Consider the following 21,081-nt stretch of genomic DNA (forward strand, 5'->3'; position numbering starts at 1 on the left):
GCTCGCCGCGCGGTGGCACTCCTGCTCGTCGTGCGGTTGTGGGTTGCACCGTGACCATAACGCCGCGCTCACGAGCTTGCAGCAGGGGGCGTCGCCTTCGGGGAGGCGCTGCCGTTGGGCGGGCCAAAAACCGAGAACCCCGCACCCTGTAGGGGCGGGAGTGTCAGAGCGATGAAGGTATCTCGACCCCCATCAACGGTAATGCCTCTCCCCATACATTGGCAAGGGCCGGCGCGATGGCTTGCGGCTCGCCAGTGGTGTAGCAGCGAAGCGCACCGCTGCCATCCGGCAACCCAATCCGCTCGGCGACGCGCGCGGTTTGGGCCGCAACCGCCGGCCCGGTGTCGATAATCGTGACCTCTGGCCCGGCACAGGCGCTGATGAGCGGGGCGAGGGGCGGAAAATGGGTACACCCCAGCACAATCACATCGGCGTCGGGCGCGGCGGCGAGATGATCAGCGATCAGCGTACGGGTTTCCTCATCACTGATGGCGCCAGCTTCCACTTGCTCGACTAAATCGGGGCAGGCCAACGCATAGACTTCAACATCAGCGGCGTAGGCATTCACGAGGGCGCGGAAGCGATCGCTCGCGAGCGTACCGCTGGTCGCCATCACCGCCACTTTGCCGCGGCGAGTGGCTGCTACCGCCGGCTTCACCCCCGGTTCCATCCCCACGACCGGTACTGGCAATTCACGGCGCAGCAATTCAATCGCGGCAGCCGTTGCAGTATTGCACGCGACCACTACGATGCGCGCACCTTGATCAACCAACCAATGTCCGCAGGCCAATGCGCGCGCGCGGATCTCTTCAACCGGTCGCGGGCCGTAAGGGCAATAGGCGCTATCAGCAAGGTAGATCAGATCAGCGTGGGGCATCTGGTCACGGATGGCGCGCGTGACCGTCAGCCCGCCCAATCCGGAATCGAAAATGCCAATCATAATGAGGTTGGGTTATCGGTGTCACAGCAAACGATTGGTACAGGCATAGCATCGCTTGGGCAGAGCAGCACCCGGGCAGAGCACGTTCTGCCCGTACTTTGGGAATAGGAGCGGTGGGCAGAGCGCGCGCTGCCCCTGCTATGGCCGGCATCCAGCGATAAAATCAGCGAACAACGCTTGCCAGCGCGGTTCGCTGCTATCCCAGAGGTGTTCGGGATGGCATTGGACGGCCAGCAGGTAGTGATCGCCAGTGGTCTCAAACGCCTCGATAATGCCATCGGGAGCATAGGCGACCGGGCGCAAGCCGGGGGCGAGGGTTTTAATCGCCTGATGGTGCATCGTGTTGCACCCGATCTGTTCAGCCGACAAGACCGTCGCCAAGCGTGAACCGGCGGTGATCGTCAGCAGATGGGTCAGTTCCGTCCATGCGCGGGTGCGGGTATTGGCGCGATGGTCAATGGTCGTCTCGAATTGAGCCGGAATATCTTGATAGAGCGACCCGCCAAGGGCGACATTGATCACTTGCAACCCGCGACAAATCCCGAGCAGCGGTTTGCCATCGGCGTCAGCCCAGCGCGCTAACGCTATCTCAACCGCATCGCGTTGCGGATCGACCGGACCGAGCTGCGGGTGCGGCGCTTCGCCGTAATAGACTGGATCAACATCATCGCCGCCGGGCAAGAGGATGCCGGCGCACAGTTCATACAGCACGCGCACGGCGCTGAGATCATCAGTCAAGTAGATGATCAGCGGGATACCACCGGCAGCTTCGATAGCGCGCAGATAGGTAGGCCTCACTGTCTGCAACTCGCGGCCATCGGCGCTGGCGCCACTATGCATCGCAGTGATGCCGATCAGGGGACGAGCGTGATCAGTCATAGCATTCTATGGTACGGCAGACTAAGCGGCGCGGCTCTGGCGGCGCGTGTCGCGGCAACTCTCGACAAAGGCGGCAAACAGACCTTGCCAGCGCGGATCGGCTGCTTCCTGTAACGCCTCAGGATGGCATTGCACGCCCACGATAAAGGTGTGATCCTCGCTTTCGAGCGCTTCGATCACGCCGTCGGGCGCCCATGCCACTGCGCGCAAGCCGGGAGCCACGTGGCGCACCGCTTGGTGATGCAACGAATTGATCATGAGGTCAGTCGTGCCAAGCGAGTGGGCCAAGCGCGAATCGGGCGCGATGGTAATCGGATGGGCAAGGAACGTCCAATCTTCGCGCGCATACGAAGCGTTATGATCGATCGGCGAGTCAAGCTGGGCTGGAATATCTTGGTAGAGCGATCCGCCGAGGGCGACATTAATCATCTGCACGCCGCGGCAAATGCCGAGCAGCGGTTTGCCGTCGGCAGCAGCCCAGCGAGCGAGGCGCAGTTCGGCCATATCGCGCGGCGGGTCAATCATGCCAAGGCGCTCGTGGGGTTGGTCGCCGTAGTGACTGGGCGAAATATCGCCGCCGCCGGCGAGCACCAAGCCATCGAGCTGGTCGTAAATCGCGCGCAGCGCCGTGGCGTCGAGCAGGGGCGGGATCAACAGCGGCGCGCCGCCAGCCCGCAGCACGGCGTCAACATAGGTTTGGCGATGGCCGTATGAAGGAGGGCACCAATCGCGGTCGCGGAAGGTGCCGCAGGAGATTCCGATCAGAGGCGTCATGCGCGCTTCCTCCATGGTCGGTAATACCGATATTATGAGTGCGCATTATAACATACTATCCTAGTGAATCATCAGTCGCGGAAATGATCGCGATCGCGCAAGCCCTACCTCTGGGGGGATGGCAGCCAAGTCTGCGTGACGGCTACGCGCGGTCGTTAGCGACGGGCAAGGCAATAAAGAACGTGCTGCCTTCGCCGACCGTGCTCTCAACCCAGATTCGCCCGCCGAGCAATTCGACCAGCGGCTTCACAATCGACAGCCCGAGGCCGGTGCCGCCCGCTTCAATCTTGAGCGGGTTATCGGTGCGGAAGAAGCGGTCGAAGATGCGGGGCAGATCTTCGGGCCGAATGCCCACGCCGGTATCGCTAATGCTGAGCAGCAGATAGCGGCGACTATCGCTCAGTGTGCTGCGCACCGGTTCGGGCAGATCGACATTGAGCGTCTCGCGGGCGGCAATAGTGATTTTGCCGCCGGGGGGAGTGTACTTAATCGCGTTGAGCAATACGTGATAGAGTATCTGGTGTAAGCGCATCGCATCAGCCCGAATCAGCGGCAAGCCGGGCGGGATCGAGATCGTCAATTGATGCTGGCGTTGCGCGATCTGCGGTTGCAACTCGGCGATTACACCGCTGAGGGCCTCGGCGAGGTGGAGTGAGCGCCATTCGAGATCAATGCTGCCTGATTCGATCTTGGTGATTTCGAGCACATCGTTAATGAGATTAATCATGCGCTCGGTATTGCTATAGATGGTATTAACGAACTCGCGTTGAGTATCGTTCAATTGCCCCAACCCGCCCATCGCCAGCAATTGGGTAAAACCCTTGATCGCAGTCATCGGCGTGCGCAATTCATGCGACATAGTGCCGATAAACTCATTCTTCATGCGATCGGCTTCAACTTCGCGGGTAATATCGCGCAGCACCAACAAGGCGCCGAGCGATTCATCTTCATCTTCGTTGCCATCTTCTTTGAGCACGGGACTCAGAGAGACATTGATCGTGCGACCGCTGATCACGGCAGTCGTCGAAAACGTACGCGCTTCACCGGTGACGCTCAGCGGACGGCGGAGCAGATCATCAAGCGGCAATTCGGCGGCATGGCTGCCCAGATACCGTTGAATGATATCGTGGAGATTCCAGAGCAAGAGTTCTTCGGCGGGGCGGTGCAGAATGCGGCTCGCGGCCTGATTGATGCTCAACACGCTGCCGTAGAGATCGCAAACGATCACACCATCAAGGAGGCTTTGCAGAATAGCGGCGATCTGGCTCGTCTCTTTCTGTTGGCGATCGAGCAATTCGTAGCGCCGTTCGGCCTCGGCGCTAATCATGTGGAACAGATTCGCATTATTGATGCCAATCGCGATCGCGCCGGCGCAGGCATTGAGCAGGCGGACATGGCCTTCGTTGAAGAAATGGGTGTGCGAATGCGAAAGGGTCATGACCCCGATCACCTCGCCTTGGACAAACAGCGGCACTGAGATCATCGAACCGACACGCTTCCGGGTGCTGCCGGGGATCGATATCCAGCGCTCATCTTGCGAGACATCATTGACCAGCACGGTTTGGCCGTGCTGGGCTGCCCAACCGGCGATGCCTTGACCAATCGCAAAGCGCACGACGTTATCATGGGTGAGCTTTGCCCCTAAAATAGCCCGTGTTACCAACAAGCTTGGGTTGTCTTCTTCGGCCAACAAGATCGAGGCGTGTTCAGCCTGCACAATCCGGGCCAACATCTCAAGCGAGTTGTTGAGAATCTGATCGAGATCAAGCGTCTGATTGACCTGTGAGGCGATGGCGTGTAGGGTCGCGAGCCGATCCTTCTCTTCTTCCAACTCGCGGGTACGCTCAATCACCCGTTGTTCGAGATCGGCATTGAGCGTGCGAATAGTATGGTACAGGTCAGCATTTTGCAACGCAATCGTTGCTTGGCTGACGATGCTCTGGGCCAGATCTTGCATAAAGCGCAGATCGAGCGGATTATTGCGTTCTTGCAGCGTCACTGCGCCGATCAGATGTTCACCGCCGATCATCGGGAGCACCATCACGCTGCAACCGGCAATCAGCCAGTCGTGGTCGGGATCAACCGGCGCTACCGGCCAGAACGTGCTGCCGCTGTGCGTAAATGCTGACTGAATCACGGGGTTGGAAGGCGGCAAGCAATAACCAATCGGCGGCCCATCAGCGTTGCCCCGACTGGCAGCGACGCGGAGCTGGTTGGTAGGGTCAGTCAGCCAGACCGCGACGTGGTAAGCATCGGTCAAGCGATGCAGACTATCAATCACGATCTCAAGCAGCTCATCGCGGTCGAGGATAGCTGAGAGGCGTTGTGAAATATCGTTGAGCGCCTTCAGTTGCAGCGCGCGCTGGTCGGCTGCCGCTGAGGCGGCATCAAGACTAGCGGCAATAAATTCGCGCTCATGAATCAACTGATTGGTATGTTCGGCCCAAATATCGACTAAGGTTGTAATGACCTGATCGAACAATTCAGCCAGCGTATCGGTCAGGGCAAGATCAGGTGTATCGTGGAGCAATGCGGTGCGGGTGGCGCGATGTACCTGATGAATGTTGCGCACCAGCGCGGGCAAATCGGCGCCGGGTTCGGCAGCGGCCAATTTGCTAAACAGCTCACGCAGCGGCTGATCATCACCGTTGGTGACAGCAGCCAGTGCGATCGCGAAGCGTTGCAAATCGAGCTGAGCTTGGGTCGCGACCGACCCCGTGGTCGTATCGCGCACATCATTCCACTGTTGCAGCAAGGTAGCCTGCTGGTTTTGCAGCCAATGGCTCAGCACAGACTTCATACAGGCGATCGACGGCTTTCTTTATTCACTGCGCACGACTACAACCGTCGCGTCATCGTTGTCTTTGCCGAAGCGGGCTAAAATCTCATCAGCAATCTGCTGCGGCGAACGGCTCAGATCGGGCGGCGGTTCGGTCGTGAACCGGCTCGAAATGCCGTCACTGTATAAAACGAAGGTATCGCCGGAATTGTAGGTATAGGCAAGTCGTAAGAGTTGGGGCAACCGATATCCGACGATGCCATTTTTCGAGATCGGTTTAATCAGCAAATTGCTGTACACTTGCGCGCCGATATTACCGACGCCGACGAACTCGGCGGTGCGCATCCGGGCATCAAGGTGCAGCAAGGCCATCACTGCGCCGCGGCTGCCGACGAGCGCGCGATCAGCTCGGCGCATCAATTCGGTCAGATCGCCCGCCGGATCGCTTTCAAGGACGGCGACTGCGCGGCGGGCGGCTTCGGCAGCGGCATCACCGCCGCCAAGCCCATCAATGACCGCGGCCAGCAACTGGTCATCATTGTATGGCAACACCATATAGGCATCGCCGCTTATACTCTGACCAAGCTTGGGACGTAGCGCTGCTCCCCACACAAGCTTCATATTGCCTCGTCATCTGCGGATAGTACGCCACTTCACAGCGCGCACCGTCGTTCCCACGCCGGGGGTGGAATGGATGTAGAACTCATCCATCAGCCGGCGCACGCCGGGCAAACCGGCGCCGAGCGAATGGGTCGTGCTATAGCCGTCGCGCAGGGCCAGTTCGATATCAGGAATGCCGGGGCCGCGATCGCGAGCTTCAACGGCCAAACCGGCCATATCCTGTGAATGGTGAACGGGGCTGATTTCGATCTCACCACCACCCGCGTGCCGGATCAGATTATGACCCAATTCAAGGATACAGATCTCAATCCGTGTGCGATCCGTTTCAGTAAACTGCAATTCACCGGCCAACCGGCGGCCGGTGCTTAGAGCGACATAAATATCGGCTTCACGCTGAATGCGCACAATCGTCGCTTCCATACCTCGTATTATACCTGAAGGGGATTAACGGAGTGTGACCGTCGGGCTAGATTGAACGGCGCGGCAAGCGTAATTCAGCGCTATCCATCACGATCGTCACTGGGCCATCATTAATCAGCGCCACTTGCATCATTGCGCCAAAGACGCCGGTAGCGACGGGGATGGCGCGGGCGCGGAGGGCATCAGCGAAGGCGTCAACTAGCGGCGCGGCGATCTCAGGGCGGGCGGCGGTGGTAAAGCTGGGGCGGCGGCCCTTGCGGGTATCGGCGTAGAGCGTGAATTGCGAAACCACTAATGCAGCGCCGCCAACATCGAGCAGTGAGAGATTGAATTTGCCTTCGTGGTCGCCGAAAATGCGGAGATGGGCGATCTTCTCGGCCAGCAGATCAACATCGTCGATGGTGTCGGTTTGGTTGACGCCAAGCAAGATCAACAACCCGCGGCCAATGGTGCCAACGACCGACCCATCGACTGTAACTGACGCTTCGCTGACACGCTGAATCACTGCGCGCATTACGTCTCCTCGGCTGGAATAGCAAAGATCAAGCGACCGGTTTGGGTCTGGTGAATGCGAGTTACGACCACTTCAATGGTTTGCCCAATGAGATGGCGAGCATTCTCGACGATCACCGGCGTGCCGTCATCAAGGTATCCCACTCCTTGTTGGCGGGTATTCCCTTCGTTGCGAATCAAAATGTGCAACCGCTGATCCTGCATCACCGGCGGGCGGAGCGCGTCGCTCAACTGATTGATACTCAGCACTGTCACGGCTTGCAAGCCGGCGATCCGGTTCAGATTATAATCGTTCGTGATAATCGGGCAGTGATGTTGGCGGGCCAACTCGATCAGTTTATCATCAACACGCAGCACATCAGGCAAATCGTGATTGATAATCTCGATCGGCAGTGGTGACGATTGCTGCATCTGGTTGAGCAATTCGAGACCGCGCCGGCCCTTTTGGCGGCGCAAATCATCATTTGAGTCGGCCAGCATTTGCAGTTCAGCAAGCACAAACGACGGAATCAGCAGAGTGCCTTCCATAAAGCCAGTACGCGCGACGGCAGCAATGCGGCCATCAATAATGGTGCTGGTATCAAGCAAATAGCGGCGCCCGCTCGGTTGGGAAGGAGGGGGGGCGCTGGCCGGCGGGGGCGGTGGTGGCTGGGTACGTTGTTGCCGCCATTGGGTCAACCACTCGATTAGGTCGCGATGGCGCACGTGCATAATCGAAGCGCCAAAATAGACGAAGATGACGGTGACAACGCTGGGCAGAATATTGCCGTAGGGCGTGGGTAATGTCGCGAGAGGAACAGTACTAAGCGCACCGGCCAGCAGGCCCAGCAAAATCCCGGCGAGCACAAGCATCAATTCGCTCAGCGGAGTCGTGCGTGCTTGGCGGAAAAGGGCACGGAGCGGATCGGAAATAATCCGGGGCGCGAGAATGAGACCGAGTCCGCCGCCGGCCAGCATCAGCAATACGGTGGCCAATTCTTGATCAGAGGTTGGGTTTGGCCCGGACAAAGATCGGCCGAGCCAGAAGCCAAGATATGCCATCCAGCCGAAGCCGAGCAGACGGACGATAAAATCGAGACTCAGTTGCATGTCTCACCCTTGATCGATGTCAGATGGCGATGATCGGTTGGGGCGGGTGAGGAGTTCGACCGCTTCGGCCAATGAACGCACCGGTGTTACGGTCAACGTGGGCAGTGATTCTAACGTCGTGTGGGCCGGGATGACCGCATGGCGAAAGCCAAGTTTGGCCGCCTCACTCAAGCGCCGGTCGATCTGGCTGACGCTACGCAATTCGCCCGACAGACCAATTTCACCGAGACAGACTATCTCAGGTGCGATGCGCTGATTACGGTATGACGATGCGATGGCCAACGCCACCGCGAGATCGGCAGCCGGTTCGCTAATGCGCAGTCCACCCACAATATTGACGTACAAATCTTGATTGAACAGCGGCAAGCCAACCCGCTTCGACAAGACGGCGGTCAACATCAGTAGCCGGTTGAGATCGAAACCGTTCGTTGTCCGGCGCGGTTGGGCATTACCGGTATGCGACGTGAGGGCCTGCACTTCAACCAGCAGCGGGCGAGTGCCTTCGAGGGTCACGGCGACGGTCGAACCGGGGCTGTGGGTGTTGCGTTCGGCGAGGAAGACCTGTGACGGATTCCGCACTTCGCGCAACCCATCGCCGGCCATTTCAAACACGCCGACCTCGTTGGTACTGCCAAAGCGATTCTTGACCCCGCGCAGCAGGCGAAACTGGTGAAAGCGATCTCCTTCGAGGTAAAGCACCACATCGACAATATGCTCGAGCACGCGCGGACCAGCGATCGCACCTTCTTTGGTGACGTGACCGACCAGCACAATCGGAATCGCCGTTTCTTTGGCCAATTGCATTAGGCGGAGCGCACCCTCGCGCACTTGCGAGACGCTGCCGGCGGCGCTGGTTAATTCGGGCAGATAGACTGTCTGGATCGAGTCAACGATAACTAACCGTGGGCGAAGTGTGCGAATATGCTCAATAATCAGGTCGAGCGATGTTTCAGCGAGCACAAACAGATCATCAGCGGCGAGGCCAAGCCGTTCGGCGCGCAGCCGGATCTGTTGGGCCGATTCTTCGGCGCTGACGTAGAGCGCCGGGCCAACACTGGCGGCAAAATGGGCGGCCACTTGACCAAGCAAAGTTGATTTGCCGACGCCGGGATCGCCGCCGATCAACACGACAGAACCGGGGACGAGGCCGCCGCCAAGCACGCGGGAAAATTCTTCGGCATAGACCGGTAGCCGCTGGAAATCGGCCAGCGGCACATCGCGCAAGCGGACGGGCTGATTTGGACTGAGCGCGGCAGGCCGGCTGGCGCCGGAGGGCCGGGCGGGGGCAATCAGTTGCTCGACCAGACTATCCCATGCGCCACACTCAGGACACTTCCCCATCCAGCGGCTCTGTTGGGCGCCACATTGTTGGCAGACGAAAAGAGTGCGTGTTTTTGCCATAGCTGCATTATACCACTGTAACCGTAGCTAGTGAATCGTGGGGTCTTGGAAAGAAGAATTATCAACTAATGTTGACTATAGGTATATGAAAATATAAACCCTCGTTGATGATTGATAAACGAGTAGGTGAACAGTACTAACTGCGCCTAGGAAGGGCTGGCAGTTGCGAAGCCGCGCTACAGCCCTCTATACTCCCCATACATTTGCTTGGTTCATTGCGAAGGTTTTGACCATGGTAGCCGGTATTGCATTGCTTGTTGAGAGTAATCCATATCGTCGCAGCATGTTGATGAGAGCGCTGAACGCCTATCATTGGGCGGTCATCGCTGTAGGTGATATCAGCGTTGCCTATAACTGTCTCGTGCAGGCAGTCTTCGATGTGATGATATTAAGTTTTGACTGTTGGTTATTAGCCAAAACTGGTGTATTTATTGATTTTTCTGTGCAAAATACAAGCTCTTTAGTGATTTTATACAGCGCAGAGTTTGATATTTTAACGGTTTATTCAGGCGCTGCTGAAAATAACATTCGGTTACAGGCATTGTTAAGCGTACAGCGTGCGCTTGATCAGGTATGGCGGCGTTATCAGCGGGTGCCATTCATCCTAAGCCGCCAGCGCATACGGAAGCCAACTACGCTCATGTCACCGTTTTCACCTTCAATGCTGGTTGATGTACGTCAGCGTCACGTCATTATCGCGGGACGGTTGATCAAATTGAGCACAGGTGAAATGAAGCTGTTGCACTATCTTATGCAGTCGCCGCAACAGATGGCATCATTCAAAGAGCTAGCAGGCGCGCTCTACGAACAAGAATTCTCTCATACTGAAGCGCGCGAATTGCTCAAAATGCGGATTCACCGGTTACGCCAGAAGCTTGAACAAGAACCAGACTCGCCGAGCATTATTTGTAGTGTCCGTGGCTATGGCTTTATGCTCTGTTCAGCGGTGACGTTCGTCCAAGAAACGAGCAGCCAGATGATCCCCAACGCGGCGTTGCCGATGGATAGCGAGCAGCTATTGGGTCTGGCGGTAACCGGTACATGCTGCCAGCAACCAGAATGCGACGGCTACGTCGGGCCAAAAGTAGAATGCGTCGACCAACCCATGCATCAGCGCGCCGGCTATCGTAGCAGCAGCGCCGATCGCCAAGGCAGAATCGGGTTGCGCCGATGGCGCACGCACGATGCGCCACGTCGCCCAAGCCAAGCCGAGCAGCAGCAGTGGGCCGCCACGCAACCACAGATCGAGGATCACGTTGTGGGGATGGGAGGTGTAAATTTCATTGGTGTCGCGGAGCGCCGGATCAATATAGCGTTGATAGACAATCAGGAACTGGTCGAGGCCAATGCCGAGCGGGTGATCGAGCAGCATCGCCAGCGCCGCGCGCCATGTTGCTAGGCGGATAGCGCTGCTGCCAGTGAGGAGGCTGAGCCGTTCGATGCCGAGCGTAGTGATGACTACTGCAATCAGTGCCACGCCAATGCTGCCGCTGATGAGGAGCAACCGGCCATGACGCGGCGCAACCGTGAAAAAGAGCAAGACGCCGGCGGCGACCAACGCACCCAGATACGCGCCGCGTGAGAACGACACCCCTAACGCAGCCAGCGCTAGCGCGGCACAGAGAGTGAAGGCAAGGGCGGCCCAACGCTGCTGTTGCCGCCATGTGGCCCAAGCCAACGCTGCCGCCAACGACCAAACCCGCCCCATCGCCAACCCTAAATTGTTGGGGTGGCCGTAAAACCCAGTAACGCGCACAACCCCCTCTGTCGCAACCAGATCTTCGCCATGCCCGATCTTGACGCCAAACAGCGGCACGAGGTTGAGGCCGGCAAACTGTGCCAATGCCACGATGGCTGAGACAGCGCCGGCGGCGATCCAACCGATCAGCGTTGGCATCAGCGAGGGGCGGCCTTGTCGCTCGTGCCACCAGAGCAAGGCCGCGAACAGCAACGGTTCGACGATCATCCAACGTAGTTCGCGCAAGGCGGGGCCACGCGCTTCGGCGATCAGCACGCCCCAAAGGCCGCCGAGCAAAACCAATGCAGCCGGGGCGAGGGCGATCTCCGTCGAGGAGCGTAAGCGCAACGATTGCGGCAGCAAGCGCCAGTCACGGAGTAGGGTCGTGAAGGCGGTAATCAGCAACACCACTTCGTGCAACGGCAGATAGATGCCGCTCTCGCGAATGCCGAAACGGGTATCGAACAAGCCTTTGGGCAAAAAATAGAGCGGCACCGTGATGGCAACCCAGCGGACAGCGAGATCGGGCCGGGCAATGGCAAGGCCGATAAAGGGCAACAGGCCGAGCATCGTAAGCGGCACTTGGGCCGAGGCGCGGTAGGCAATAGCAAGCGTGATGCCTTGCAGCGCAAAGAGAACCCACTCGCGGCGATGGGCATCGATCCGCTTCCAGCGGGCTAGCAGATGATCGAGCAACGGCAACGCGGCGCGCATGGTGAAAGCGCTGCTGATGACCAATGCGACTACCAGCAGCAGCGGGCCATAATCGCCGAGCGGTCGCCACGGCAAATTGCGCGATATAGCAAACTCAGCGAGAGGTGTACCACTGCGTAGTTCGAGGGTATGCACTACATCAGGCAAGCCGCGCAGTGTATTGCCGTCTAGCGCTACCGGCACACCATCGAGCAGCGCCGCAGCAGGTGTGCTGCCGCGCAACTCAATGGCGGTACCGGCAAATCGCACCTGCCAGCCATCAGCAGTGCTCGTCACAGCGGGGTGATCCCAACGATGCACGCCAACGGCAGCAACCGCAGGAGATTTGACATAATCGCGCAGCATAGTATATGAAGGAAGCGGTTGCCAATCGCGACTGACCAGCGCAAAGTACGGGGTGGGATCATCAGGATGCGGCTCGGCATAGCCGCCGTAGCGCAACATCCAGACATTCATCACCCCCATCCACGGCCACTCGCGGCGGGCGCGCTCGATTTGGGCCGTGAGATAGGCGCCCTTGGTCGCTTCATCTACCGGCGGCCCCCAGACAAAGCGACGCTCAGGCGGTATTGTAGGAGGGGCTGCGTTATAGCCAAACTCGGTGACCCAAACCGGTGTTGCCAGATCACCGTGGCGTTCCATCACCTCACGCAGCAGCACCACCCGGCTGACGTCGTTGCGGGTATCGATGGGACGATCCCAGCGCCAATTGTCGCGTCCGCGCAAAAAGACATAGCGATGTTCAGAGGGGGGCTGGCCGAGGCCATAATTCTGGGCCGACATAATATCGAAATAGGCAGCGCCGCCAAGGGAGTAAATTGCATCGAGATACTCGAGTTCGGTCATCGGCGCGCGCGGATCGAGACCGTCGGTCGGGGCCAAGCCGGGGAAGAGCACCACCGCATCGGGATTCGCCCGCTTCACTGCTTCATAGCTCACCCGCAGCAGAGCCAGAAAATCAGCCGGCTTCGGCTCTTGCCAACCCCATTCATTCTTGAGATTCGGCTCATTCCAAATCTGAAAATAGCGTACTTGTCCGCGATAACGCTCAACGAGGATGGCGAGAAAGCGGGCATAATCGGCCAAATCATCGGGTGGGGCCATCGAGTTGCCATCGATGGCCAGGCCGGCCTGAAATTCCGGAGTCGAGCATGCAGCGGCGCAAGCCCACAGGGGAGGCCGGTCGACGCGCATAATCAACTCGATGTCGTGGGCCACCGCCGAAGCAACGATCCGGTCATACTTTGCCCAACTCGACACCTCGCCGATCGTCGCCGCGTTACGGCGGTCGATAAAATCACCGCGCGCATGAATCTCGATGTCGTCCCAGGGCACCTGCATACGGGCATAGCGTGCGCCGAGATCGCGGGCAAGGGCGAAGGTGCGGTCAATTGCGGCGGGGTCAGGCTCTAGGTGGAGGTTAAAGACGTTCACCCCCAGTGCCGGGCCATCGCTGTAGGGGAAGGGTTGGTCGACCGGTGGGTATTGGGCGATGCCGCGGAAAGCGGCGTTATCGAGCCAGACGGCAACGCCGAGCGCAGCGACAAGCAGCGCATTGAGAAGAGCAAGCCAGCTAAAGCGGGTCAGTGCAGTACGCATAGCGGAGAGAGTATAGATGGGTGGGGGGATGGTGTCAAGGGGGGACGCTATTGCTGAAAGGCATAGTTTTCGCTGAAGGAAGAGATTGTTTCGGGGGCGGGGCGCCCCGCTGCGCGGGGTGGCCCTACCCTTGCAATGACATTCAAGGGCAAACAGAACGTATGAGCGTAGATGTGGTTGGTGGCTTTGGAAGGTGTCGTTTCGCCCTCACTCCCAGCCCCTCTCCTACTGGCGCGGGAGAGGGGAGCGCAGCGCCGGGCGTTGAGGCATCGCACAGCGATCAATGGTTGTGCTCGGCTACATGTTTTTTCCATCCCTCAACCTCTGCTGAGGGTCGTTGTGCTGAAGGGGAGATTGCTTCGGTTGCGCGGCGTCAGCCCTGCTGGATGCCGCCCAATCGAAGCAATGACAGATGGGGGTGTGATTGCGCGTCGGCGGCGGTGGTGGAGCGAGCTGTGGCGCGGGCGGGAGGGATAAGCTCAGCATGGTTCGCGCTGAAGGAGGGGATTGTTGTGGAGGCAGGGCGTCTGAATGCAGTGACATTGGCTGGCAATGGTGCAAGTGTATGGTAAAATATAGTGAATGTTTATTACCTCTGCTGAAGCTACGGGATCCACATATGCCTTCATCTTCCCAAGATTGGTCCAATATCACGTTCAGCGGTCACGAAACCTTTACCCTGCGCAGCAACTGGCTCAAGAAAGCTTTTGATCTCCTCCAAGACATTCCCGATCTGTTTTGCCGGGATGATGCGTTTGTATTGCTCGGCGTTGGCAAAAATATGGCGCAGTCGATCCGCTTTTGGGGTCGAGCCACCCGTCTCTTCGAGCGCATCGACACAGGCGATATGCGGGCGACTGAAGTGGGTGCAGCGCTGTTAGCAGATAACGGATGGGATCCGTTTCTAGTTACGGCAGCGGGACGGTGGCTGTTGCACTATCGGATCGTTTCTAACCGTGATTCAGCATTTACATGGTATTACACGTTTAATCTTTTAAAAAGAGGAGATTTTACTGTCAAATCACTTCGTTCAAATATTATTGATTTCATAAGCCAGAAAATAAATAAGATACTATCAGAAAATACATTGAATAGAGATATTGACTGCATGGTGCGCTGTTATGTGCGCGCACCGGCCCGATCACGTGCGCAACCGCTCGAAGAGGTATTGCATTGCCCGCTCTTGGATTTGAACCTGATACAGGCGTTGCCCGATCAGTCAGGCTATCGATTGGCGAGCGGCGCACAGCCTGACCTACCTGACGCGCTCGTAGCGCTTGCTGCTTTCGAGCAAGCACGCTGGCAACAGCGAGCAACGCTCTCGTTCAATGATTTGGCGTATGGCGAGCGTTCACCCGGACGCATCTTTCGGCTTGATGAGGATAGTTTACTCAGTCGCCTCTTCCTGTTCGAAGAGATCACAGGCGGTATCGCGTCATATAGCGATAGCGGCGGTATTCGCCAAGTCATCTGGCGTGATTTGAGCCAATCTCAGCTTGCGTTCAAGCTGATCGAGTCTGCCTTTGCCTCAGAAAACACCTATGCCTAACCTGATTTCAGTTGCAGCGCGTTTTACGCGGTCTGTTCATATTCGCCATGATTTCCGTGATCTCCGCCATCGGCTTGATGGTTATATTGTCACACCATTGGTTTTGCAAACAACCGCACGTATTGTCGGTGGCTTGCACCATGAGAGCCGCGAACGCGCGTTCTCGATCACCGGCCCGTTCGGGGCCGGTAAGTCGGCGTTTGGCTTATTTCTAACGCATTTTTTGGTGCGCAATTCCAGCTCGCGCCGCACGCTGCTTCATTCGCTGCACGTTGATGAACCTACCTTGCCGCTTGATGTACCGTCGTTGTTACCGGTGGTGGTTCCGGGCAACAATAGCTCGTTGCGGCGTGCATTGGTGCAAGCGCTCGTCGATGCGTTGCGTAGGTGGCACATCAACGTTCCTAAGCAACTGAGCCAACAACTTGCCGAAGCGCTCCATGATCCGGCGCTCGATCCGGTGCAGACAGCGATGCTCGTTGAGCAGACGGCTCAGTATCTCCGGGCGCACAGTGATTATGCCGGCCTTGTGCTCATCATTGACGAACTTGGGCAGTACCTTGACTATGCCGCGCGCCACGATGATGAGCGCGATTTGTTTGTACTGCAAACGCTCGCCGAGATGGCGGCGCGGAGCGGCGATGCGCCGGTGCTCGTGGTAACAATTCTGCACCAAGCATTTGAACACTACACGGTGCATGCCAGTGCGCGGCGCCGGATCGAGTGGGCCAAGGTGCAAGGCCGGTTTGTTGATCTGGCGTTTCAAGAACCGCTGAGTCAGATGGTGCGTCTGATTGCGGCGGCGCTGCGTCCTGCGGGGGCTGATCCGCTACGTGAGCAACGCTTGCAGTGGGCCGAGCGAATGGTACCGCTGACAGAAGCCTTGGGGCTGCGTCCGGCCGAAATCGGCAGCCCCGAATGGCGCCAGATCGTGGCCGACAGCTTTCCCTTGCACCCGATGACGATGCTGGCTCTACCGGGCATTGTGCGCCAATTAGCGCAGAATGAACGGTCATTATTCGCTTTTCTAGCTTCTGATGAGCCATGGGGTTTGCGCGATGTCGCGGGGCAGGCGACGGATGGTACCGTGCCGATATACCGTCTTCATCATTTGTTCCGGTATGTCGAAACAAACCTCGGCGCTAGTCTCTTTGCACGCAGCCGGGGGCGACGTTGGGCTGAGTTGGTAGAGGCACGCGCGGATTTGACAGGCGTTGATCCGCTGCTGCTTGATACAGTAACGGTGGTAGGAGTGTTAGGGGCGCTCGAACGCGCTGCCGGCATGCGCGCCTGCCAATCACACATTGCTTTTGCGCTTGCCGATGATCCATCTGATCCAACAGTAGCTGCTGCATTAGCAACGTTGCAGAAGCGCCAGCATATTATCTACCGGCGTTTCCGCGATAGCTTTGTGCTTTGGGAAGGGAGTGATCTTGATCTTGAGCTGCTGATGCAGCAAGCGCGCCGCACGCTCGCTGAGCGGTATTCGCTGTGCCAGCTTTTGATGCGGTATGCCGATACCACGCCACGTATTGCATACCGTCATAGTTATCGCACCGGTGCTACTCGTGCCTTTGCAGTACGCTATGTTGATGTGCAACAGCTCGCTGATACTATGACCATACCAGCAGGGTTGGCCGGCGAATTGCTGTACGTCGTACCATCTGATGAAGAAGAATTGAGCCGAGCAGAGCATTGGGCGTGTCATCCTGACCGGCGACAGGAAACGGCCCGGATTATTGTTCTGCCGCGCCATGTTCACGAAATGCGGGAAATGGCACTAGATGTAGCAGCATTACGAATGCTCGCCGAGGAACATGAAGCGCTCGAGCACGACCGGGTAGCGCGGCGTGAGGTCCATAGCCGGTTGATCGAGGCCGAACAGATCATGCGCGATACGCTGGCCGAAGCGTATGGCGTGCAGAGTCGCTGGTTTTACGGCGGCCAGCAAGTTCCGGTGGCAAATGCGCGGCAGATTGATGATCTGCTTTCCAAGGCGGCTGACGCAACCTACCCGCTAGCGCCGCGCATATGGAATGAGTTGGTTGGGCGAGATGCCATTTCCTCAGCGGCAGCCAAAGCGCGCCGGAATGTTGTGGCGGCGATGCTAGAGCAGGCAGACCAAGCGTTGCTCGGCATTCAAGGGTATCCGCCGGAACGGGCAATTTATGCCAGCATTTTGCAGCGTGGCGGGTTGCATCGCCAAAATGAGCAAGGTACATGGGAAATTGGCCCGCCACCGCCCTCCGATCCGCTTGGTCTCTTACCGGTATGGCACGCCATTGAAGCCAAATTGATGGAGGCCGGTACACAGCCATTGGCGCTCGCGGCGTTGTATACGTTTCTTCAGCAGCCTCCTTATGGCATCAAAGCTGGTGTCATCCCAATCGTATTTGTCGCCTTCTATGTTGCACGCGCCGGTGAGATTGTCTTCTACGAACACGGGAACTATGTTCCGGTTCCTGATATGGCGATGTTTGAGCGTCTCTTAGCGCGGCCTGACTATTTCGCCGTTCGTCTTTGCCGGGCCGAGGGCATGCGTTTAGTCCTCTACCGCCAACTTGCCGAGACGTTTGCGCCACAAGCGTTAACGCATCAGGTGCAACCGGCGCTGCTAGCGGTGGCGTTACCTTTGCTTCGTACCTATCATCAATTGCCGGCGTACAGCAAGCAAACGAAGCAGCTTAGTCCGCAAACTCAAGCGGTGCGGCAAGCGCTGCGCGAGGCGCGCGCACCTGATGAATTGTTGTTTGAACTGCTGCCGCTAGCGTTTGATGTACCGCCGGCTTCTGAGCATGCGCCCGTGTCGCTGGAGCAGATGCATACGTTCATCGAACAGCTCCGGCAGAGTATACTTGAGCTCCAAGAGGCCTTTCCAAGCTTGCGACGCACTATTCTGGCGCATACCATGCACGTATTCAGGCTTAGCGGCGATGGCGTCGTAGCGCACCGTGAATTGCTGCAACGATACCAGCGCATCGCTGCTGTCACCAACGATACCCAACTGCACGCGCTCGGCGCCCGCCTTGAGACAGCCGTGCCTGATGGTGAAGCGTGGGCATTGAGTGTAGCCGCGCTGGTCGTGAAGCGACCACCTGATCAGTGGCACGATGCTGATGTACCGGTGTTTCAAGCGGCAATTGCCGATCTCGCTCGCCGTTTCCACGCTGCGGAAGAACTCAGTTTGACTGCACCAATCTTGCCATCGTCTTCTCGTGAAGTGATGCGAGTCGGCATTACGAACGGCAATGGCGAAATGAGCCGCGTGATACAGCTCTCTGCGCATAGCGATATCCAACGCTTGCGCAGCGAGGTGCAAGCACTGTTACACCGTTATGCGCAGCTCAGTACCGATCAACAGCTCGGCGCACTTGTGGAAGTATTGCAGCAATTGCTGCTCAATGAGCAACAGTTAGCCTGAGGAGTCTCTATGCCGATGAAATCCGACGTGATTGCCGAATGGGCAGCGCGCCCCGGACGCCATATTGTCAATTTAAGCGGCGGGAAAGACAGCACCGCGCTAGCCATCTTTTTACACGACAAAATTCCGCAAATTGAGTATGTGTTTTGCGACACCCATAAAGAATTGCCGGAGACGTACGATTATCTTGACCGGCTCGAAGCGTTTTTGCAGCGACCCATCACTCGCCTAAACGCGCAGCGTGGCTTTGATCACTGGCTTACGATGTATGGCGGGATGTTGCCGTCAGCCCAAGTGCGCTGGTGTACGCGCAAGCTGAAGATCGAGCCGTTTGAAGCGTTTGTCGGTGATGATACGGTATGGAGCTATATCGGCATTCGCGCCGATGAAGGGCGTAGCGGTTATATTTCGACCAAGCCGAACGTCCACCCGGTGTATCCGTTTAAAGAATTGGGGATGACCATTGCAGACATTGAGCGTATTCTCGAGACGAGCGGGTTAGGTTTGCCGGCTTACTACTCGTGGCGACAGCGGAGTGGTTGTTTCTTCTGCTTCTTCCAGCGCACTGGCGAGTGGGTTGGTCTCAAAGAGCATCATCCCGATCTCTTTGAAGAGGCGAAAAAGTACGAAACCGAGCGAGGCGGCGAACACTTTTACTGGCGGCAACGTGAACGTTTAGCCGAACTCGAACGACCGGAACGGATTGCGCAGATTAAGCGCGAGCATGCATTGCGCCTTGAGCAAGAGCGCAAAAAGCGCCCAAATCGCCCTCTGATCGAGTTGCTTGGTGCTGTGTTGGATGCCGAAGATGATGAACGGGGTTGTGATATCTGTCATCTGTGAGGACGGCGTATGGTTCGGGTTAGCAATCGCTTTGTCGCCTTGCTCAATCGCTATACCACTGCATCGCCCGATCACGAAGCGGCGTTTGATGAATACGTTTCCAACGGGCCGGAGCCGCCGGCAGGATCGTTGCGGCTGACAACCAAAATTGAACAGTTTTTGACCAACCGGTTTCGCCAACCTCACCCACCCTCAGTGATCCTAACTGGTAATGCTGGCGATGGGAAAACGTATTTATGCCGGCAAATCGTGAACGTATTACAGGGAAAAGAACCAGAACGATGGGAGGTGTTAATCGATCAACCGATTGAATACAATACCATGCGATTTTTTATCGTAAAAGATTTATCGGAATTAAGCGAGGAGAAGGGTAAAGAAATTCTGCAACGTCTGAGCCAGACGTTGCAAACCCCGGATCTGCGTGATCGGTATCTGATAGCGGCAAATGAAGGCCGATTGCGGGCTCTGATCAGCACTATTGCCGGTCACAAGGAGCTAAAAGAGGCCATTCAAACTCAGCTTGATCAAGGGCCGGCTTATCATCAGTCTCTCATTGTCCTCAATTTGAATCGCGTTGCAACTTCGACCTTTGTGCCGGCAGTGTTAGCGTGGATGACTGATCAGCGCAATTGGCAGGACTGTAACGAATGCCCTATCCAACTGAAATGTCCCATTCGCTTCAATGTGACCCGATTAATCGCACAATCGGTGCAACAACGTATTAAGATGTTGTACGAGTTACTTGAGCGAAGCAACGAGCATGTCACTATTCGGGATATGCTCATTCACTTGGCGTACACCATTAGCGGTGGGTTTGATTGCACTCAAGTGCAACAACAGGTGCAAGAGCGCGCAGATATGTCGTATCTTGCATACTATGAGAATATCTTTGGGCGTGACGACGATGTAAGCTTTCGCCGAAAATCGCATGTTACGCGCTTGCTGCATCGGTTCAACATTGGTTCGCAATCGATCTTTGCCATTGACGAGTTTATTATTAACGGCGGCGAAACGATTGCGGAGCAACAACAACACCAAGCGCTGTTTGGCGAAACGGTTGATCTGCACTTCAAAGCGTTTCATCAGGCGCGCCGGGCTTATACCGAAGGCATCGCGAGCGAACGTGACCAAGCGCTGTTACGGTGGCTGCCGCATTGCCGGCGCAAACTGTTCTTCGAGCGCAATCATCTCGACGATCAGCAGCTCTTACCGTTTCGCTCCTTTTCCATCTATCAACGATTGCTCGATCAACCGCAAGGCACACACGAAGGTATCGTTAGCCAGTTAATCAAAGGTCTCAATCGGGCCTTCTCACGCCTCTATTTGACGCAGACCGAGCAACTTCGGGCCAATGAAAGGCTGTATATTACCACTCAATACGTTCATAGCGTCAATCAACCGCATCCGATCGTGTTACTGACGTTGCCGATTGAAAATATCAGGCTTACTGTGAACACAACTGGTGATCAACATCTTGATCTACCAGAGCGCTCCCTCTACCTCCATATTACGCCGCCACCCACCCAGCGTCATGCTGAGCCAATAGCGTGGCCATTAAACATCTTGCTCTTCGAGCACCTGATGCGTATTGCCGACGGCGGTCACATCTCGATCTTGGCTGACGAATGCGAACTCGAGGTGCGCCGGCTGAAGGACGTCTTGATTCAACAATTCGCCACGGTTGATACTTCGGCCAACGAAGTGGCCTTTTTTGTGCCGGCGCGCCACCGTTACGAGTTGCGCCGGTTACGGATCGACGAACAAGGACGGCTGGCTATTAGCTGACTGCTCAGGCTGGTGA

The 21,081-nt window shown here is 57.2% G+C and carries 14 protein-coding genes and 1 pseudogene; 5 read left to right on the forward strand and 10 right to left on the reverse strand.

Going from position 1 to position 21,081, the window contains the following annotated elements; translation table 11 throughout:
* Positions 1 to 163: 163 nt before the first annotated feature.
* The 9 genes from murI to radA form a co-directional block, all read right to left on the reverse strand.
* On the reverse strand, positions 164 to 940 hold the full coding sequence (gene murI / locus U9R61_RS10595) for a glutamate racemase (protein WP_322488788.1): 777 nt from the start codon (positions 938 to 940) through the stop codon (positions 164 to 166).
* A gap of 138 nt (positions 941 to 1,078) precedes the next feature.
* Positions 1,079 to 1,819: a gamma-glutamyl-gamma-aminobutyrate hydrolase family protein gene (locus U9R61_RS10600; protein ID WP_322488789.1), complete on the reverse strand. Its 741-nt coding sequence runs from the start codon at positions 1,817 to 1,819 to the stop codon at positions 1,079 to 1,081.
* Between the two features lie 21 nt (positions 1,820 to 1,840).
* Positions 1,841 to 2,593, reverse strand: coding sequence for a gamma-glutamyl-gamma-aminobutyrate hydrolase family protein (locus tag U9R61_RS10605; RefSeq protein ID WP_322488790.1), 753 nt, complete (start codon positions 2,591 to 2,593; stop codon positions 1,841 to 1,843).
* A gap of 142 nt (positions 2,594 to 2,735) precedes the next feature.
* Complete coding sequence (locus tag U9R61_RS10610; protein WP_322488791.1) at positions 2,736 to 5,393, reverse strand: GAF domain-containing protein; 2,658 nt, start codon at positions 5,391 to 5,393, stop codon at positions 2,736 to 2,738.
* 21 nt (positions 5,394 to 5,414) lie between these two features.
* The gene (locus U9R61_RS10615; RefSeq protein ID WP_322488792.1) at positions 5,415 to 5,993 is read right to left on the reverse strand and encodes a SpoIIE family protein phosphatase; all 579 of its coding nucleotides are present in this window, start codon (positions 5,991 to 5,993) and stop codon (positions 5,415 to 5,417) included.
* Positions 5,994 to 6,002: 9 nt separating this feature from the next.
* A complete protein-coding gene (locus U9R61_RS10620) occupies positions 6,003 to 6,413 on the reverse strand; it encodes an anti-sigma regulatory factor (protein WP_322488793.1) in 411 nt (136 codons plus the stop codon).
* Positions 6,414 to 6,459: 46 nt separating this feature from the next.
* Entirely contained in the window at positions 6,460 to 6,927 is a 468-nt protein-coding gene (gene dtd / locus U9R61_RS10625) for a D-aminoacyl-tRNA deacylase (protein ID WP_322488794.1), read from the reverse strand.
* Positions 6,927 to 8,015 (reverse strand): PIN/TRAM domain-containing protein, encoded by a 1,089-nt coding sequence (locus tag U9R61_RS10630; RefSeq protein ID WP_322488795.1) that lies wholly within the window; start codon positions 8,013 to 8,015, stop codon positions 6,927 to 6,929. The genes dtd and U9R61_RS10630 overlap by 1 nt, the downstream gene beginning before the upstream one ends.
* 3 nt (positions 8,016 to 8,018) lie before the next feature.
* Positions 8,019 to 9,416 carry a DNA repair protein RadA gene (gene radA / locus U9R61_RS10635; protein WP_322488796.1) on the reverse strand — a complete coding sequence of 466 codons (1,398 nt, stop codon included), beginning with the start codon at positions 9,414 to 9,416 and terminating at the stop codon, positions 8,019 to 8,021.
* Positions 9,417 to 10,077: 661 nt separating this feature from the next.
* On the opposite strand from radA, the pseudogene U9R61_RS19930 reads away from it, so the two are divergent.
* Positions 10,078 to 10,341 (forward strand): annotated as a pseudogene (locus U9R61_RS19930) (winged helix-turn-helix domain-containing protein); the annotation flags it as partial.
* Positions 10,342 to 10,431: 90 nt separating this feature from the next.
* Here the strand turns inward: U9R61_RS19930 and U9R61_RS10640 are convergent.
* Positions 10,432 to 13,467 carry an O-antigen ligase family protein gene (locus U9R61_RS10640; RefSeq protein ID WP_322488797.1) on the reverse strand — a complete coding sequence of 1,012 codons (3,036 nt, stop codon included), beginning with the start codon at positions 13,465 to 13,467 and terminating at the stop codon, positions 10,432 to 10,434.
* A 565-nt stretch (positions 13,468 to 14,032) separates the two neighbouring features.
* Here U9R61_RS10640 and U9R61_RS10645 point away from each other — a divergent pair.
* The 4 genes from U9R61_RS10645 to U9R61_RS10660 are packed head-to-tail and all read left to right on the forward strand — an operon-like array spanning position 14,033 to position 21,065.
* On the forward strand, positions 14,033 to 15,016 hold the full coding sequence (locus U9R61_RS10645) for a DUF4007 family protein (RefSeq protein WP_322488798.1): 984 nt from the start codon (positions 14,033 to 14,035) through the stop codon (positions 15,014 to 15,016).
* Entirely contained in the window at positions 15,009 to 18,437 is a 3,429-nt protein-coding gene (locus U9R61_RS10650; RefSeq protein ID WP_322488799.1) for a hypothetical protein, read from the forward strand. Before U9R61_RS10645 ends, U9R61_RS10650 begins: the two co-directional genes overlap by 8 nt.
* 9 nt (positions 18,438 to 18,446) lie before the next feature.
* Entirely contained in the window at positions 18,447 to 19,280 is an 834-nt protein-coding gene (locus U9R61_RS10655) for a phosphoadenosine phosphosulfate reductase family protein (protein ID WP_322488800.1), read from the forward strand.
* A gap of 9 nt (positions 19,281 to 19,289) precedes the next feature.
* Positions 19,290 to 21,065, forward strand: coding sequence for a hypothetical protein (locus U9R61_RS10660; protein ID WP_322488801.1), 1,776 nt, complete (start codon positions 19,290 to 19,292; stop codon positions 21,063 to 21,065).
* The last annotated feature ends 16 nt before the right edge of the window (positions 21,066 to 21,081 follow it).

The organism is Chloroflexus sp. (genome assembly GCF_034431535.1).
Classification (GTDB): Bacteria; Chloroflexota; Chloroflexia; order Chloroflexales; family Chloroflexaceae; genus Chloroflexus.

Bases quoted from the DNA above. Each gene is read 5' to 3' on its own strand.
- dtd (WP_322488794.1), bottom strand. From the start codon at position 6,927: ATGCGCGCAGTGATTCAGCGTGTCAGCGAAGCGTCAGTTACAGTCGAT.
- U9R61_RS10630 (WP_322488795.1), bottom strand. From the start codon at position 8,015: ATGCAACTGAGTCTCGATTTTATCGTCCGTCTGCTCGGCTTCGGCTGG.
- U9R61_RS10655 (WP_322488800.1), top strand. From the start codon at position 18,447: ATGCCGATGAAATCCGACGTGATTGCCGAATGGGCAGCGCGCCCCGGA.
- U9R61_RS10620 (WP_322488793.1), bottom strand. From the start codon at position 6,413: ATGGAAGCGACGATTGTGCGCATTCAGCGTGAAGCCGATATTTATGTC.
- U9R61_RS10650 (WP_322488799.1), top strand. From the start codon at position 15,009: ATGCCTAACCTGATTTCAGTTGCAGCGCGTTTTACGCGGTCTGTTCAT.
- radA (WP_322488796.1), bottom strand. From the start codon at position 9,416: ATGGCAAAAACACGCACTCTTTTCGTCTGCCAACAATGTGGCGCCCAA.
- murI (WP_322488788.1), bottom strand. From the start codon at position 940: ATGATTGGCATTTTCGATTCCGGATTGGGCGGGCTGACGGTCACGCGC.
- U9R61_RS10600 (WP_322488789.1), bottom strand. From the start codon at position 1,819: ATGACTGATCACGCTCGTCCCCTGATCGGCATCACTGCGATGCATAGT.
- U9R61_RS10645 (WP_322488798.1), top strand. From the start codon at position 14,033: ATGGTAAAATATAGTGAATGTTTATTACCTCTGCTGAAGCTACGGGAT.
- U9R61_RS10660 (WP_322488801.1), top strand. From the start codon at position 19,290: ATGGTTCGGGTTAGCAATCGCTTTGTCGCCTTGCTCAATCGCTATACC.
- U9R61_RS10610 (WP_322488791.1), bottom strand. From the start codon at position 5,393: ATGAAGTCTGTGCTGAGCCATTGGCTGCAAAACCAGCAGGCTACCTTG.
- U9R61_RS10605 (WP_322488790.1), bottom strand. From the start codon at position 2,593: ATGACGCCTCTGATCGGAATCTCCTGCGGCACCTTCCGCGACCGCGAT.
- U9R61_RS10615 (WP_322488792.1), bottom strand. From the start codon at position 5,993: ATGAAGCTTGTGTGGGGAGCAGCGCTACGTCCCAAGCTTGGTCAGAGT.
- U9R61_RS10640 (WP_322488797.1), bottom strand. From the start codon at position 13,467: ATGCGTACTGCACTGACCCGCTTTAGCTGGCTTGCTCTTCTCAATGCG.